This window comes from Bacillus paramobilis, from assembly GCF_038096195.1.
GTDB classification, from domain to species: Bacteria; Bacillota; Bacilli; order Bacillales; family Bacillaceae_G; genus Bacillus_A; species Bacillus_A mobilis.
On record NZ_CP151108.1, the window covers coordinates 3,275,635 to 3,290,782 of the forward strand.

17 protein-coding genes are annotated in these 15,148 nt (G+C 33.6%); 4 read left to right on the forward strand and 13 right to left on the reverse strand.

The features are described 5' to 3' along the window. Nucleotides 1-280: 280 nt before the first annotated feature. Nucleotides 281-928 (reverse strand): cyclic di-AMP binding protein CbpA, encoded by a 648-nt coding sequence (gene cbpA / locus AABL52_RS16785; protein ID WP_341517995.1) that lies wholly within the window; start codon nucleotides 926-928, stop codon nucleotides 281-283. A gap of 244 nt (nucleotides 929-1,172) precedes the next feature. Here cbpA and AABL52_RS16790 point away from each other — a divergent pair, with 244 nt between their 5' ends. From AABL52_RS16790 to AABL52_RS16800, 3 genes are all read left to right on the forward strand, one after another. Beyond that, nucleotides 1,173-2,042: a hypothetical protein gene (locus tag AABL52_RS16790; RefSeq protein ID WP_000055287.1), complete on the forward strand. Its 870-nt coding sequence runs from the start codon at nucleotides 1,173-1,175 to the stop codon at nucleotides 2,040-2,042. 208 nt (nucleotides 2,043-2,250) lie between these two features. Further along, nucleotides 2,251-3,558 (forward strand): hemolysin family protein, encoded by a 1,308-nt coding sequence (locus AABL52_RS16795; protein WP_098258724.1) that lies wholly within the window; start codon nucleotides 2,251-2,253, stop codon nucleotides 3,556-3,558. A gap of 1 nt (nucleotide 3,559) precedes the next feature. Next, complete coding sequence (locus tag AABL52_RS16800; protein ID WP_000217326.1) at nucleotides 3,560-4,042, forward strand: DUF456 domain-containing protein; 483 nt, start codon at nucleotides 3,560-3,562, stop codon at nucleotides 4,040-4,042. Nucleotides 4,043-4,066: 24 nt separating this feature from the next. Here the strand turns inward: AABL52_RS16800 and AABL52_RS16805 are convergent, their stop codons facing one another. The 4 genes from AABL52_RS16805 to cls form a co-directional block, all read right to left on the reverse strand. Continuing rightward, a complete protein-coding gene (locus AABL52_RS16805) occupies nucleotides 4,067-4,687 on the reverse strand; it encodes an NAD(P)-dependent oxidoreductase (protein WP_340421575.1) in 621 nt (206 codons plus the stop codon). Nucleotides 4,688-4,930: 243 nt separating this feature from the next. Then, entirely contained in the window at nucleotides 4,931-5,110 is a 180-nt protein-coding gene (locus tag AABL52_RS16810; RefSeq protein ID WP_001045960.1) for a hypothetical protein, read from the reverse strand. A 187-nt stretch (nucleotides 5,111-5,297) separates the two neighbouring features. Then, nucleotides 5,298-5,756, reverse strand: a complete 459-nt coding sequence (locus AABL52_RS16815; RefSeq protein WP_000340555.1) for a spore coat protein — start codon at nucleotides 5,754-5,756, stop codon at nucleotides 5,298-5,300. A gap of 31 nt (nucleotides 5,757-5,787) precedes the next feature. Further along, on the reverse strand, nucleotides 5,788-6,972 hold the full coding sequence (cls, locus tag AABL52_RS16820) for a cardiolipin synthase (protein ID WP_341517996.1): 1,185 nt from the start codon (nucleotides 6,970-6,972) through the stop codon (nucleotides 5,788-5,790). A gap of 160 nt (nucleotides 6,973-7,132) precedes the next feature. On the opposite strand from cls, the gene AABL52_RS16825 reads away from it, so the two are divergent. Then, on the forward strand, nucleotides 7,133-7,219 hold the full coding sequence (locus tag AABL52_RS16825) for a YjcZ family sporulation protein (RefSeq protein ID WP_000505094.1): 87 nt from the start codon (nucleotides 7,133-7,135) through the stop codon (nucleotides 7,217-7,219). A 126-nt stretch (nucleotides 7,220-7,345) separates the two neighbouring features. Here AABL52_RS16825 and AABL52_RS16830 read toward each other — a convergent pair whose 3' ends face one another. From AABL52_RS16830 to cotH, 8 genes are all read right to left on the reverse strand, one after another. After that, nucleotides 7,346-7,852 (reverse strand): acyl-CoA thioesterase, encoded by a 507-nt coding sequence (locus AABL52_RS16830; protein ID WP_000141166.1) that lies wholly within the window; start codon nucleotides 7,850-7,852, stop codon nucleotides 7,346-7,348. A gap of 195 nt (nucleotides 7,853-8,047) precedes the next feature. Continuing rightward, on the reverse strand, nucleotides 8,048-8,917 hold the full coding sequence (locus tag AABL52_RS16835) for a TIGR03943 family putative permease subunit (RefSeq protein WP_000488035.1): 870 nt from the start codon (nucleotides 8,915-8,917) through the stop codon (nucleotides 8,048-8,050). Nucleotides 8,918-8,920: 3 nt separating this feature from the next. Further along, nucleotides 8,921-9,817: a permease gene (locus AABL52_RS16840; RefSeq protein ID WP_000418724.1), complete on the reverse strand. Its 897-nt coding sequence runs from the start codon at nucleotides 9,815-9,817 to the stop codon at nucleotides 8,921-8,923. Nucleotides 9,818-10,015: 198 nt separating this feature from the next. Beyond that, nucleotides 10,016-10,957 (reverse strand): magnesium transporter CorA family protein, encoded by a 942-nt coding sequence (locus AABL52_RS16845; RefSeq protein ID WP_000932392.1) that lies wholly within the window; start codon nucleotides 10,955-10,957, stop codon nucleotides 10,016-10,018. 184 nt (nucleotides 10,958-11,141) lie between these two features. Next, on the reverse strand, nucleotides 11,142-12,521 hold the full coding sequence (locus tag AABL52_RS16850) for a putative polysaccharide biosynthesis protein (RefSeq protein ID WP_341517997.1): 1,380 nt from the start codon (nucleotides 12,519-12,521) through the stop codon (nucleotides 11,142-11,144). Nucleotides 12,522-12,617: 96 nt separating this feature from the next. After that, nucleotides 12,618-13,220 carry a DedA family protein gene (locus tag AABL52_RS16855; RefSeq protein WP_000881202.1) on the reverse strand — a complete coding sequence of 201 codons (603 nt, stop codon included), beginning with the start codon at nucleotides 13,218-13,220 and terminating at the stop codon, nucleotides 12,618-12,620. A 104-nt stretch (nucleotides 13,221-13,324) separates the two neighbouring features. Then, on the reverse strand, nucleotides 13,325-13,942 hold the full coding sequence (locus tag AABL52_RS16860) for an NUDIX hydrolase (protein ID WP_341517998.1): 618 nt from the start codon (nucleotides 13,940-13,942) through the stop codon (nucleotides 13,325-13,327). 106 nt (nucleotides 13,943-14,048) lie between these two features. Next, nucleotides 14,049-15,125 (reverse strand): spore coat protein CotH, encoded by a 1,077-nt coding sequence (gene cotH / locus AABL52_RS16865; protein ID WP_097845801.1) that lies wholly within the window; start codon nucleotides 15,123-15,125, stop codon nucleotides 14,049-14,051. Nucleotides 15,126-15,148 lie beyond the last annotated feature (23 nt).

Below are 15,148 nucleotides of genomic sequence, written 5' to 3' on the forward strand. Positions count from 1 at the left end.
ATTTTTGATTTTTTTGAATATTTAACCCATTAGAGTGGTATTGCGTGGAGTATAGTTGTCAGACCTATTTGTTTTTATCACACATATAGTAACATATTTAGTTGAAAAATAAAAACATATTTTCAAATTGATTTTTTTGAAAATCAAAATTATCTACATTTTTTATTCTTTTACACAAATATTGTTACAATCTCACCTTTTATCCCACCATTATGTTCAAATAACTTTATGCACGCAACATAGCAAAAGCCACCCAACATAATTAGATGGCTTTTGCATGTCACTCTATCGTTTCAACTTCACGTGGATTTTGCATCTCTTCCACATACACAACTCTAAATCCGTGATCTTCTAAATCTTTCAATAATGTCTCTAATTCACCTTCGTTAAACTCTTCTCCTAATGTAAACATAATTCTACGAACTAATAAGGCATCATTATCAAAAGTCATTAAACTTTGGATACCTGTATATTTTTTTAATACTGTTGATAATTTTTGAATGGCCCCATTATAATCTTGTGTTCCAATCATGACAGAATATTTACTAGAATGAACGCCCCAAGCATCTTCTAACAACTCAAAAACTTTTTTATGCGTTAAAATTCCAAGGAAGACTCCTTTTTCATCAACCACTGATAAATAAGGTAATTTTTTTATTGTAAAAAATACCTTAAAGAACGAAGAATCTTCTCTGACATATCCCTCTTTATCGTTTAATAATTGTAATACACTCTCTTCCAGCGAACCTTTATATTCTAAAATATCTACTTTATATATATTCCCTAAATATTTCTCTTTTTTTTCATCTAAAACTGGTACACAACGATAGCCAGTTTTATTTAAATGCCCCAGTGCTTCCCCTATTGTCATTGAACTTGAGCAAAATAAAACTTCCCTTTTCGGCACATAATTCCCTTTAATCCTCATAAACAGCCTCCTTATGTTAAAATACTTTCTGTGCCATAACTATATTATATTTTCAGAAAAAAATAAATAATTTATTTTACTTTTCTGAAAATTATTCATTTTCTTGTCATAATTTATTCACGTTTCATTCACTTATATCCCTTACAATACTAAACTTCTTTAAGAAAAATATATTGTAACTTACACAGAAAAAAGCTAAAATAAGAATAAGAATTTTCTGAATATTCTAAGAGTAGGTGATTACATGTCTTTATTGCGCTCACATATATGTAAATTTATCGTCGGTGTTCTCATTATTTTTATCATTAGTCCTATCCCTGCTTTATTCATTACACATAAATACTCATACATAACTGGCTTTATAAGCATTTTCCATAACTTCGCACAACTTTCTTCTATGACAATTCCAAAGATTGATTGGATGCACGAATCTATCTTTTTCTCAGCAAATCAGATGGTTCATACTTCTAATCATACAACACCGTTATTCCCTTACATATGGGAAATATATTTTGTATCGATTGTTCGTTTTACCTTTACTCTTGCGATCGGATTCTTCATCAGCTTAGGGATCGGCCATTTATTTTTTAAAGTACCTCATTCTGTTAAGAAGTTCACTTCTTTATTAAGATGGATACCGTACTCTTTTTGTACTGTATTATTACAATGCTCAGTCTTATTTCTACTCCTATACATCGCAAAATTTATAAAACTTCCCTACTACTCATCTTTTATCATCGTTTGTAGTACTTCCATGATTATCGTTATGCAAGCAATAAAAAAATGGGTCCCTTTCTTAAGTAACAGAAATGAATATGAAATAAAACAATCTTCTTTCCTTGTAGATACATTGTTTTTGGCGCTTACTTCAAATCATAAATCTATTCTAGGTTCCATTATTCTTTCATTCGTTTTTATGGAATGCGTTTTTCACGCAAGCGGACTATTACAATTTATCGTTCAATTCGGCGGAAATGCACCTGTAATTGTTACAATAAGCTTACTACTTTTGTATATCCCGTATTGCATACTCTCTTTTCTTCAAACACTATGGACGACAAACCACTTTAAACAACAATCCTACGCTTTAACGAGAAGTATTCCAAAATCTTAATGTGAAATAACCCTCTAGAATCTGAAAGTAGGGGGTTATTCCTTTTGTATAGCGGACAAAATAACAGCACATTCAAAAACTATTGCAGAAACATACCAATATTTACCCTTTTTCTTTGACTATTCTTTTCATTTGGATTTATTATAAAAGCATAACATAATTGCAGGAGGTGACATCTTTATTCCAAACTACGGAATAGAGAACACACTTGGACATATTAAATATTTTTCTCATCTTTGTACTTATCCTAATTTCCGGCTTTTTCGTTGCATCAGAATTCGCTGTTGTAAAAGTACGAAAAAGTCGAATTGACCAGCTTGCAAATGAAGGCAATAAACAAGCTTTAGCTGCAAGAAGTGTCATATCTAATTTAGATGTTTATTTATCAGCTTGTCAGCTCGGGATTACGATTACTTCTTTAGGGCTTGGTTGGCTTGGTGAACCGACTGTTGAACATTTACTACGACCGCTCTTTGAAAAGATTAATATTACTGGAACAATGGCGAATACTTTATCCTTTATTATTGCTTTTAGTGTTATTACATTTTTCCATGTTGTATTAGGTGAATTAGTTCCAAAGTCTTTCGCAATTCAGAAAGCAGAAGCAATCACACTTAAGTTTGCACGACCACTTATTTTATTTGATAAAATTATGTATCCATTCATTTGGTTACTTAATAGTGCAGCTATCTTTTTCACAAAATTACTCGGCTTAGAGCCTGCGAAAGAAAATGAACTTGCCCATTCTGAAGAGGAACTACGACTCATTTTAGGTGAAAGTTTTAAAAGCGGTGAAATAAACCAAACCGAATATAAATATGTAAATAATATTTTTGAATTTGACGACCGAGTTGCAAAAGAAATTATGGTCCCTCGTACAGAAATGATTTGCTTATCTACTGAAAACACGTTAGAAGAAAATATGAATATCGTCGCAACTGAAAAGTTTACACGCTATCCGATCATCGAAAAAGATAAAGATGATATTATCGGTATGATCAATACGAAAGAAGTTTTTCACGATCAAACAAAAGGCATTCATAAGCCACTTGAATCTTACATACATCCAGTATTAACTGTATTTGAAACTGTTCCAATTCGCAAAACACTCGTACATCTACAAAAGAATCGTGTTCAGATGGCAATCGTTATGGATGAATATGGTGGTACGGCTGGACTTTTAACAATGGAAGATATTCTTGAAGAAATCATTGGAGAAATTCAAGATGAGTTTGATGCGGATGAATCACCTATGATTGAAAAACGTACGCCAAAGCTTACTGTTTTAGATGGGAAGGTACTCATTTCTGAAGTAAATGATATGTTTGGCCTACATATTGATGATAGCGATTTAGATACAATTGGAGGCTGGTTCCTCTCTCAAGCAGTGGACTTAAATATTGAGGCTGGTTATTTCATTGAATTTGCCGGTTTTCAATTTAAAGCACTAGAACTTGATGGACATCAAGTAAAAAAAATTGCGGTACATAAATTAGACACGAAGAAGGAGTTATAAAGTGACAGTATTATTAACAATCTGTATCATTGCCTGTTTCATTGTTTCATTTCTTGCCTTTATTTACCCTATCATTCCTGGCATCCTTGCTGTATGGGCTGGATATTTCATTTACCATTTTGGTATAAATGGCGGAGAACTAACAACTTCCTTTTGGATTATTCAAGTCATTTTCACACTTTTCATTTTCGTTGCTGATTTTATTGCAAATGGATATTTCCTAAAGAAATACGGGAGTTCTAAATGGGGCGAACGTGTCGGTATGATTTCTATCATTGTCGGGTCTTTCTTCTTCCCACCATTCGGTTTAATTATCATACCGTTCTTATCAGTATTTATTACAGAACTCATGCATAAAAAAGCGCCAAAAGACGCCTTTCTAGTAGGAGTTGCTACTGTAGTCGGTTTTTTAAGCAGTACAGTAGCGAAAGCCATTCTCCAAATTATAATGATTATCATATTTGTATGTTATATCATCTTTTAACCATCCCAATCTCGGGATGGTTTTTTAATAAGAAATACCTACTCGACTATTCTCATATTCGTTTTCACTACATAGATTCCACGTAAATTGCGCTGTATCACCAACTGTTATTTTCGCTCCCCCTTCCGGTAGTACATCTTTTTCAGTTCGATATACCCCTGTCACATCACCGTCTATTAAATGCGTCGGACAAACGACCGTCCAACATAAAGTACTACGACTAAGTATCTTATATGCAGCTAAATGATCTTCTGCTGCGGTTGTTGTCTTCCTTTTTGATTCAGTTGATTGAAATCGATATAACTTTAAATTTGTTCTTGCTTGTAAAATACCAGCTGTTCCTATTGTAATGATTTTATGAATGCCTTCTTCTTTCATTTGCTTTATAATTAGTGGCATACTCTTCGCTAATGTCCCATTTTGATCCGTTCCAAGTGCACTAATTACTATATCGCTTCCTTCTATCGCTTTCTTTATATCATTTTCATTCCATGCATTACCTTCTATAACTCGTAACCTTTCATGATGTATTTCCATTCTATTTACATCACGCGCTAATGCAGTCACTTCAGCTAAATCCTTTAATGCTAATTTTATTATGTTTGAACCTACTCGCCCAGTTGCTCCCAATATACATACTTTCATTTATTTCCCCCTTTTTCATTCTTTCTCTATTTTTCAATAATCTCACTCAATTTACAACAAAAAAGCTTCCTCATATATAAGAGGAAGCTCTATTATTATTTTACCCCGCCTTAACGGGCAGTAAGATCCCACCTCAAAATTCAGTAAAAACAAAGAAGTTAAGTGGGGATCAACTGCCCGTTAAAGCCCGATTGGTTCAACTAATAATTAGTCGGGGATGCCCCCACTGATTAAAGTTTTACTTTATTTCTTTTCTTTAGAATCCGTAGACTTCTCAGTTCCACTTGTTTCTTTATCCTTTTTGTCCTCTTGTTGTGTTGTTGTATCGTCTTCTTTCTTCTTGTCCTCACCTTTACTACAACCTACCATTAATAAAGAACTTGCAAGTGCCATAGCAGTTAATGATTTAACCCATTTGTTCATTTGCGTTTCCTCCTTTAGATAGAATATGTACAATCCCATATTACTCTCTATTTTTAAAGGAAAGATTGAAAAATAGTAAATAAACGGTAAATATTTGTAAATTTTCTGATAATAGACATAGACTCCTATTCTTTTTTTCTCCATGAAAAATAAAAAACTAAGGCGCCTATCTTTCCGCCTTAGTTTCTTATGCAAACTTCTCATTTTCATATACATGTTTAATCTTATACTCTTTCTTCACAACATATTGCCATACACTATAGGCATAACGGTTCATTTTCAGGAAGCAATTTTCTAAAAACGAGCGGAATTCTGGATTCGCAACTTCAACCGCCACTTGAGCGAACTTTAGTGCTAACCGTTTTAAATGCGAAATATAACAAGTTGCAATATGGACATCCCCTGTATATTTACTATCATTTGCATTTTCGTTTTCATAAAAATGAAATGAAATTGGTTCACAAGTTATATGCTGTACATTCTCTCCTTCTTGAAAATTCACTTGTTCATTATATGCTTGCAGCATATAAGGTAAATGCTGCTGTAATAGCTCCTTTAATTCTTCGTCTCTTACCTTTCCTGTATACTCCCCAACCTTATATATAAGCATATAACTATACCTCATTAATTCTTTCATACAATCCATGAAAGTGCCTCCCTTCTCTTTTGTCTATATGTTATAAATATGATGCTATAACATTTGCTATTCTTGCTAAAAACCAATCCCATTTACTAATTTTCTCAAAATCTTCTTTCGAAAATCTTTTTGATTTATGAAAATCTACTTTTAATCGGTTCCATACGTCAGCAACAACTTTTTTATCATATATGAGACAATTAGATTCACAATTTAAATAAAAACTTCTATTGTCAAAATTCGCTGTACCTATATCGACAATTTCTCCATCAATGATTGTTACTTTCCCGTGAAAAAAACCATTCCGATATTGATAAATTTCCGCTCCAGCGTCGTTCATATCTTTCAAATACGGATAAGCCGCTTGTTTTAACAATACCGCATCACTTTTAAATGGTACGAGAATTTTCACATTGACACCACGATGTAATGCATCTTTTAACTCATTCATCATTTCTTTACTTGGTACAAAATATGGCGTAGCAATAATTAAAGACTTTTTAGCCTGCTTTAAAAGCGCTCCATATTTCTCCCATAAACCTTTTCCATCTGAAAATAAATATTGATATTTCACATTCCCTATCGCAGGTAAACTTTCATTTACAGGCATTTTTTCTCCTGTATCTTCTTTCCAGTCAGCAGCAAATTTTCTTTCCATATCCATAGCACCATTGCCATTGACTCGTATATGATAATCACGCCACGGACCAAATTTCGGATCTTGTCCAAGATACTCCTTTCCAATATTAAAACCGCCGACGTATGATACCTTCCCATCTATCGTAACAATGCGTCTATGATTCCGTTGATGCAATGAATAGAATACATGTTTCAGTTTAAGCTTTTTACTAAACGTAAACTGGACACCGTTTCTTTTTAGTTGACGAATTATCTTTTTCTTCAGCTTATATCCACCTATTCGATCGACTGACAATTTCACTTCTACTCCGCTCGATGCCTTTCTCTCGAGTAACTGCAAAAATTCTTGGCTTATTTCATCTTTACCTACAATATAAAAGTGGATATATATGTACTTTTCTGCATTACGTATATCCTCAAATAAATTCTTATATAACTCTTCGCCGTTTGTATATAGTTGAAAATCACCTAATCGAACTTGTCCTAATTCATATTCACTAGCCATTTTTTTCCCCATTTCCAAATCGATGTTCATCCAAATGAATACACCTACTAAAAAAAGGAGTACAGCGAAAAAGTGTTTCATGGATATTTTCCTTTCTCCATTTACTGTTATTTCTATATCTTCCCTTTTTTAATACATTATCATTCAAGAAAATATGTCATTACATGATATATGTCCATATCAAACGATAGCTCATTTGCATATTGTATGTTGTATCTTAAAATAAAAGGAGGAAATAACAATGGGCTTCGCACATGGTAATGGATTCGCGCTATTAGTCGTATTATTTATCCTCTTAATCATCGTCGGTGCTGCTTGCTTCTGCTAAGTAGTTATCGTCATATGATATGTGGATGAAAAAACTATAAAAGCGGACACCTATTTTTAGGTGTCCGCTTTTCATATGAAAAACATTTCAGTCCGTTATAATACCGTTAACGACTACATATTCAACTCAAAAAGTTAGTAATGTGGCTACTTTCTTACTCTCCGCCTTACGTATATGACGTTGTTCTGCACGTAACACAGCAATGCGATGTAATTCTTTCTCTTCTTCTGTTTCGGGGATTACTCGAGGAACTGGAACTGGATTATTGTCCTTACTAAGTGCAACGAATGTAACAAATGATGTTGCTGCTATACGTTTCTCACCTGAAATTAAATCTTCTGCTACTACTTTCACAAATACTTCCATAGAAGTTCTACCTGTCCAAATTACAAAGGATTCATAACTAACACAATCTGAAGAGCGAACAGGATGTAAGAAATCTACCCAATCCATAGATGCTGTCACACATTCTTTTCTTGCATGCCTCGTTGCGGAGATAGAAGCAACCATATCCATCTCGGCTAATATCTTTCCACCAAATAGCGTATTATGATCATTTAAATCTGTTGGAAATACTCGGCTCGTTTTAAACACTCTGGATTCATTAGCTGTTTTTCCCTTTACTTCAGTCATTGTTATCACCTCTTTGATTATTTAATCCGCTATTTGCAGACATTAAGACTCCCACCACAAAATTCGGCTGGAGCAAAGAAGTTCGGTAAGAGTTCCATTTCCCATTAACACTAGAACGGTATGAGCTTACTATCACTACACGTTTAATATTAACAACATTCAGAACTCTTAGTCCACAAAAAAGAACCGATGTAATCAATCGGCTCCTCTAAATACATATTGTTCTTTCGGCTGTTCAACTTTATTCCATTTTGTTACTTCTAAAACAGGAATGTTCGCATGGAATGGCTGATAAAATTCCGTTGATATCTCTCCTTCAACTTGAATCCAATCATCATTGTTCCATTCTACCCCTTCTGGTTTTTTCACTAACATACCATATACACCTGAATCCGCTACACAATGTATAATACCGAAACGGAATAAGAAATATTGTTCTTTTTGAGAAGAATCATCTTTGAAAACAAACCCTTTAAAAGATAATTTTTTCCCGGTAAACTCACCAGGATAATTATAAATTGTTTCCATCCCTTTTAGAAAATCTTCATCTTTTAAAGTAATACTATCTTTCGTAACAAACTCTTTTTTCCCTTTCTCCATTACACCACGGTATCCTTCTTTCCCGTAATAAATACTCGTATCAGGTCTTAGAAATTGCCTTGTCATAAATGGATCTTTACTTTCTGCTTGTGCTACTGGAAAATGAAACCCTTTCGCCTTAACAATGTCCGAATCTAATGTTGCAATCGGGAAAAACAATCCTGTGACTATCGGAAAACAAAATAATGTGTACGAAAATGCTTTTTTCCACCAAGTATTTTCATCTTTCGAATGATCATGCCCGCAATGGCTATGATCGCAACCACAATTGTGCTGTTCTTTTTCTTTTTGATGTTCTTTTTGGAAAACGATAATAATTTGAACGACCGTTAAAAAACCTAAAATAATAGCTGCTGTTTTTGATAAATAGGCATACTTCATATTGATATACTTCGTAATATTACCTGAAATATGAAGCTGCGCGATTAAGATTGTAAAACCTAATAATATATATGCTCGAAACATAACCTACCACCCCATCGCATAAATGAGTAGTGAGCTTGCATAAACAACAAGTGTAACTGTAACTGTAACGACAATTACAAATTTCGTTTTAAATGTTGCAAGCATCATAAACATATTTTTAATATCCACCATCGGTCCGTATACAAGGAACGCGACAAGTGATGCTGTTGAAAATGTACTTTGGAATGACGAAGCAATAAATGCATCCGCTTCTGAACAAAGTGATAAAATGTAAGCAAGTCCCATCATAACAGCTGGTGAAGAAAACGGCCCTTGTCCTATAGCAAGAAGTGTTGAAGTTTGTACGAACGTTTGAACTGCCGCTGCAATTAACGCACCTAATACTAAATATTTTCCCATCGAGAAAAATTCCTCAACAGCATGCGTACATACATCCCACATTTTTTTACGTAATGGACGCTTATGATTCACTTCTGGGAAGTGATCATCTCTTAATTGATGTTCTTTAAACATAAATGATAATATAATTCCAACGATAATTGCTACGATAATCGCTACAATAGAACGATACCATACCATGTGCATACTGCTTCCAAAGGCAACGTATGTTGCAAATAATACGACCGGATTAATAATTGGCCCAGTTAACATAAATGCAATCCCGGCATATGGTGGAACCCCTTTTCCGATTAACCGCCTTACAATCGGAACGATTCCACATTCACAACCCGGAAACATCATACCTAAAAAAGTAGCCATTAAAACAGACAGAAATCGGTTTTTCGGCATCCATTTTGCTACCATATCTTCTGTCACAAACATTTGAATGAATCCTGAAATAAATACACCAATGAGCACAAAAGGAAGTGCTTCGATCAAAATAGAGATAAAGATTGTATTCATTTGCAGGAATGCTTTCGGTAATTGAAACAATTCCATGATGTATTTCCTCCAACTTTTCATTAACAATATGTAATTTTAACCCTATTTTATTAATTGGACAAGGCTTATACGGAATTCCTACCTTTCAGATACATTACATTTTATAAGTTATATTCTATTCAAAACTTTGGATTTCATAGCAAAAAAGCTGCTCTAGCGCAGTTACACAACTATGCTAGAGCAGCTTTCTTCTCGTTAAAAGTAACGTTTCTTCCAAAAAACAAACGCTAATGTGAAAGATAGTGTTACACATATTATGAGTACAATTACAAAACCATGTGCTTCCCCTTCAAACGGAACCTTTACGTTCATTCCAAAGAAACTAGAAACCATCGTTGGTAACGATAAAATGATTGTGATAGACGTTAACAGTTTCATAACACTATTTAAATTATTTGATATAACGGAGCTAAAAGTATTCATCATTCCACTTAAAATGTGACTATATATTTCCGCCATTTCAATCGCCTGTTTATTTTCAATTAATACATCTTCTAATAAATCTTGATCGTCTTCATACATTTTTAAAAATGTACTGTTACGCATTAATTTTTGAATTACAATTTTATTCGCCTTTAATGATGTTGTAAAGTAAACTAAACTTTTTTCAAGGCCTAGCAATGTGAAAATCTCTTTATTTTTCATCGACTTATTTAATTGATGCTCTAAATCGATTGTTTTTCTGTTAATTTGCTTTAAGTATCTTAAATAATAAGTAGAAATCGTATATAAGAGCTGAAGTGCAAAGCGTGTCTTTTTAAACGTATAAAATTCTTTAATACGTTGATTAATAAAGCGTTCGAAAATTGGGTTTTCTTCTAAACAAATTGTCACAAAGCAATCTGGCATTACAATCATACCTATTGGAATCGTGTCATAAATCGAATTTCCTTCTTCATCATGTCTAACTGTTGGAATATCCACGATTATTAAGGTATTATTGTCTTCCTTTTCAATACGAGAGCGTTCTTCATCATCTAAAGGGTCTTTAATGAAATCTAAGTCTACATTTAAAGTTTGTACTAGATATTGAATTTCTTCTTCCGTTGGATGAAGTACATTAATCCAGCAACCCTTTTGCATTTCCTCAACCTCTTGTAGTTTTCCGTTTCGGTCTGTTAAATAAATATTTAACATACTATCACCCCGATTCTTTTTACATGTAGGAATCTACCTCTCTTACAGAACAGTTTTTGAACCGCCATTCTCAGCATATGAAACATACGTTTAAATTTCAATAGAAAAATTATTTTGAAAACGTTTTTATAAGAAAAATATTCTAAACAAAGAAAAAGACAGAGTGCTCTCTGCCTTAAAAAGCTTATGTTGCCTTTATAACATATTTAGAAAGCATCCACAAGTTAAAGCCAACTGAAATCGTATAACCAGCGTATGTTGAAATAATAAAACTTACATAATCGAAATACGGAAGCAATACGATATTTAAAACTATCTTTACAATAATGCCAATTACTAATCCTAGCACTGTTTTCTGTTGTTGATTAATTCCTTGTAACATCGCAGCTGTTACTGTAAAAAGCGAAAATAGTATACAGGCAGGAGCATAATACTGTAAAATAACTCTCCCCATCTCCGGATCATTTCCGGCACCAAATAAAAGAGTATATACTGGTTTTGCTAACAACATCATTCCAATCGCCGCTGGTACCGTAATACCTACTACTAATACATTCGTTCTCGTAAAATGTTTGTACAGTAACTTCACATTCCCTGCTGTATAGGCTTTTGTCATCTCAGGTACGAGAGACATACTAAAAGCAGTCGCAACGGAAACTGGGATGAGTACAACCATCTGAACAAGACCAATTATTGCATTTATCTTCTCCGCTTCTCCTTGCATATACCCTATTTGTATAAGTAGTTTATTAATTGTAAATGTATCAATCGTCTGATACAACGGAATTGCTAAACCAACCACAACAAACGGTATTGAATATGTAAAGAGCTCCTTATACAGTGAGAAGAAAGATTTCGTTGTTTGCGGTATACTTGCCATCTCTTTTTTCTTTAAGTGTTTTCTCCTTCTTATGTAATACGTACTTAAAACAGTTAATCCACCTATCGCTCCCATAAAGGCACCGAACGTTGAAATACCAACTGCTAGCGAGATAGAAGCTTTTAAAATATATAAAACGACAAAGCTTCCTATTAAAATGGTTAAGACCCTAAAAAACTGCTCAACAACTACACTTAAAGCAGAAGGCCCCATTGATTGAAACCCTTGAAAGAATCCCCTTAATAAACTCATTACCGGTACAAGTATTAACGCAAAACTTACAATTTGGATATTAGTAGTGACCGCTGCTACACTATTCCCCGTTTGATCATTTCCATCGATTACAAGTTTAGCTAAATGTGGAGCTAATATATATAGCGTAAAACATGAGATTACTCCCATTATTAACATAAAAAAGATACCGCTCTTTAGCACTCTCTTAACCGTATGATAATCATTCAGTTGATCATATTTTGATACCATTTTTGAAACGGCAAGTGGTAGTCCCATCGTCGCAATGCTGAGCATAATCGTATATGGACGATATGCATACGTGTATAAAACGTACCCACTCGTACCGACCATTGCTGTAAATGGTATAACATATATAAACCCTAACATTTTAGATATCATCGTTGCCATCGTTAAAAATATCGTTCCACGTATAAACGGTGACCCTTTCATCACATTCCTCCGCTACGCTTTATTATTACACATTATGGACAACTCCTTTTTTTTAGAACCGAAACAAATAAAAAAGCCAATGAAAAATCATTGACTTTAACGCGCTGCTTTCTTCTTTTTGAAATACTTCAAACCGAAGTATAGAGCAACAAAAAGAACAGCTCCTATAATTATGTAATGTGTGTAATCAGATGCATACTCTTTAATGTGTCGCCAATTCCCGCCAAGCTTTTCACCTAAGTATATAAATAGTATTGACCATGGAATAATCGCAACTACTGTATACAGTGTAAATAGTTTTAATGGCATTTTAGCTAATCCTGCTGGAATAGAGATTGCATGACGTACGACTGGAATAAAGCGTGCAGAAAAGATTACTCCTGCTCCGTAACGCTTAAACCAACCTTCCGCTATGTCTAAATGGTGTTTATTAATAAGTAGATATTTCCCATATTTCTCTACAACTGGACGCCCTCCGTAATATCCAAGCCAGTATAAAAAGATTTGGGCTAAAGTACCACCAATAGTTCCGGCGATAACTGCACCGACAAAACTAATTTTACCATCCGCTACTAAAAATCCAGCATACGAAAGTACAATTTCACTCGGGATAATTTCAATCATTAAAGCTAGCGCTACTCCAAAGTAACCTAAGCTTGCAAAAAATTGCAATAACTGATCTATTATGCTTGCTAACATTTTATTTTCTATCTCCTTTTTTCTTCACATACCATCCCATTATTACATAAAGGTTGCATTCTGCCAATATCTTCATTTCAACAATATGATTGGCATAAGCATGATTAATCTATTAATATTTCTTTCTGAGGTTCTTTCATAAAGGCAAACATTTCTTTAATTTGTTCTTCGGTATTTCTAGCAATCGATAAATTAGGCAATTCATTTTCACCAAAGAACTCCACATCTTCTGTTTCAATACTCGTTTTCTTTTCGCCACCAATAATCTTACAGCCAATAAAAATTTTATATACGTGTGTTGCTGAAGGCGATGGTTGATGTTTTTCTTTATCAAATATAGCGAATAGTTTAAAATCATCCACTTCATAACCCGTCTCCTCTATAACTTCTTTTGCTGCTACTTCTGTTGGCGTATAGCCGATATCAGCCCATCCACCTGGCAACGCCCATTTCCCATCACTTTTTTCTTTCACAAATAATAACCTTTCATTTTGAAAAACGACTGCTCTAATATCAACTTTTGGTGTTTGATAGCCTGTCTCATTTGCAAATAACTTCTCTACAACTTCCCAATCTGTCTTTGTATAATGTGACATCATCGAAATGGAAATATCCCGTAATTGTTGGAAACGATCTATATCATACACATCTTTAGAATACGTTAAACCCGCTTGGGCTATAGCTTGTATTTGTTTTACCCAATCAATCCATTTTACCGTCATGTTTCCACATCCCCCATACTCTTTTAAGTGAATAGTAAGTCAGTTTTGTTGATACATCTTTATTATACAAAAAAAGAGATTGATAATGTTCCAATCTCTTTCAAAATTAATCCAATTCATGTAAGTGGTCTTGTATATATTTTCTTCTCTTATTTATATATTCATAAATCATATCAGCTTCTTGATCAAATGTTTCTAATTTTTCTTTCATATAGGGATCTTGTAGTAAATATGGACGAATCGATTCACACAAACCTTCTACTTTCGGCATCATAAACGAAACAGTAAATTGTTCTTCTAGTATTTCTTCCAAAATACTTCGGTATTGCTTTCTAAATACAGGTATATCTAACAATCTTGCACTTAACGTGTTATAGCCTTGAATACGAATATACTCATGATTTAGTGGTCTTCCTTGTACATCTCGCCCCCAAGTTGCATCATAATCCCACGGTATCACTTCAAATAAATTTGTTTCATCGTTATGATATAGTGCATAGTTATGAACGAAACCATCAAAGTTTTGTGTAAAAATAACGCCAGCTAACCATCGTAAATATTTATCAACATGCAAAAACTTTCCAATTTCTTTTTCATAAGCTTCCCTCGACAAAGCATTCGCTTGAAATACAAATTCACTAAGCTGTTCTTCACTATTTTTATTCGAATATTTAAATTCATAACCCGCAAAGAGCTCAGTCTTAACATCTTTATCTCTCTCACTCATTAAAGAAAAATTCGCATCATCATCTATTGCATAATAAATAGAACCACTCGGTAATCCTCTATTTTTCAAAAAGTTTTCATCAACTGATTCTAACTGTAAATATACACCTTGAATTTGACCATTAATTTTTATAAATACATGTTGTGATTTTGGTGAAAGTACACCAATATCATGAAAAAAGTCTAAAGATAGTTTGTTTCGTATGAGAGACGGATCCATAAACTCAGAATTTAAATGAATTTCTTTCGCACCTTGAAATTTTTTCGGTTTATAAAACATAACATGATAAGACTTTTTCTCAAACTCACGAATATGAGCCCCCCGGTATACGATATCAATATCATACTTCTTTTTTCCATAAGTTAATTTTGCTGGCACTGGACTATCTGACCAAATGTCTTTTTTTAATTCCACTAAGTACATTGGATGAATAAAAAAATCATATGAAGGTAGCATATTTTCTCATCCCTTCTCAGTTC

What these genes read in the sequence shown, in the direction of transcription:
- cbpA (WP_341517995.1), bottom strand. Translation starts at nt 928, where the DNA reads ATGAGGATTAAAGGGAATTATGTGCCGAAAAGGGAAGTTTTATTTTGC.
- AABL52_RS16790 (WP_000055287.1), top strand. Translation starts at nt 1,173, where the DNA reads ATGTCTTTATTGCGCTCACATATATGTAAATTTATCGTCGGTGTTCTC.
- AABL52_RS16805 (WP_340421575.1), bottom strand. Translation starts at nt 4,687, where the DNA reads ATGAAAGTATGTATATTGGGAGCAACTGGGCGAGTAGGTTCAAACATA.
- AABL52_RS16810 (WP_001045960.1), bottom strand. Translation starts at nt 5,110, where the DNA reads ATGAACAAATGGGTTAAATCATTAACTGCTATGGCACTTGCAAGTTCT.
- AABL52_RS16815 (WP_000340555.1), bottom strand. Translation starts at nt 5,756, where the DNA reads ATGGATTGTATGAAAGAATTAATGAGGTATAGTTATATGCTTATATAT.
- cls (WP_341517996.1), bottom strand. Translation starts at nt 6,972, where the DNA reads ATGAAACACTTTTTCGCTGTACTCCTTTTTTTAGTAGGTGTATTCATT.
- AABL52_RS16825 (WP_000505094.1), top strand. Translation starts at nt 7,133, where the DNA reads ATGGGCTTCGCACATGGTAATGGATTCGCGCTATTAGTCGTATTATTT.
- AABL52_RS16830 (WP_000141166.1), bottom strand. Translation starts at nt 7,852, where the DNA reads ATGACTGAAGTAAAGGGAAAAACAGCTAATGAATCCAGAGTGTTTAAA.
- AABL52_RS16835 (WP_000488035.1), bottom strand. Translation starts at nt 8,917, where the DNA reads ATGTTTCGAGCATATATATTATTAGGTTTTACAATCTTAATCGCGCAG.
- AABL52_RS16840 (WP_000418724.1), bottom strand. Translation starts at nt 9,817, where the DNA reads ATGGAATTGTTTCAATTACCGAAAGCATTCCTGCAAATGAATACAATC.
- AABL52_RS16845 (WP_000932392.1), bottom strand. Translation starts at nt 10,957, where the DNA reads ATGTTAAATATTTATTTAACAGACCGAAACGGAAAACTACAAGAGGTT.
- AABL52_RS16850 (WP_341517997.1), bottom strand. Translation starts at nt 12,521, where the DNA reads ATGAAAGGGTCACCGTTTATACGTGGAACGATATTTTTAACGATGGCA.
- AABL52_RS16855 (WP_000881202.1), bottom strand. Translation starts at nt 13,220, where the DNA reads ATGTTAGCAAGCATAATAGATCAGTTATTGCAATTTTTTGCAAGCTTA.
- AABL52_RS16860 (WP_341517998.1), bottom strand. Translation starts at nt 13,942, where the DNA reads ATGACGGTAAAATGGATTGATTGGGTAAAACAAATACAAGCTATAGCC.
- cotH (WP_097845801.1), bottom strand. Translation starts at nt 15,125, where the DNA reads ATGCTACCTTCATATGATTTTTTTATTCATCCAATGTACTTAGTGGAA.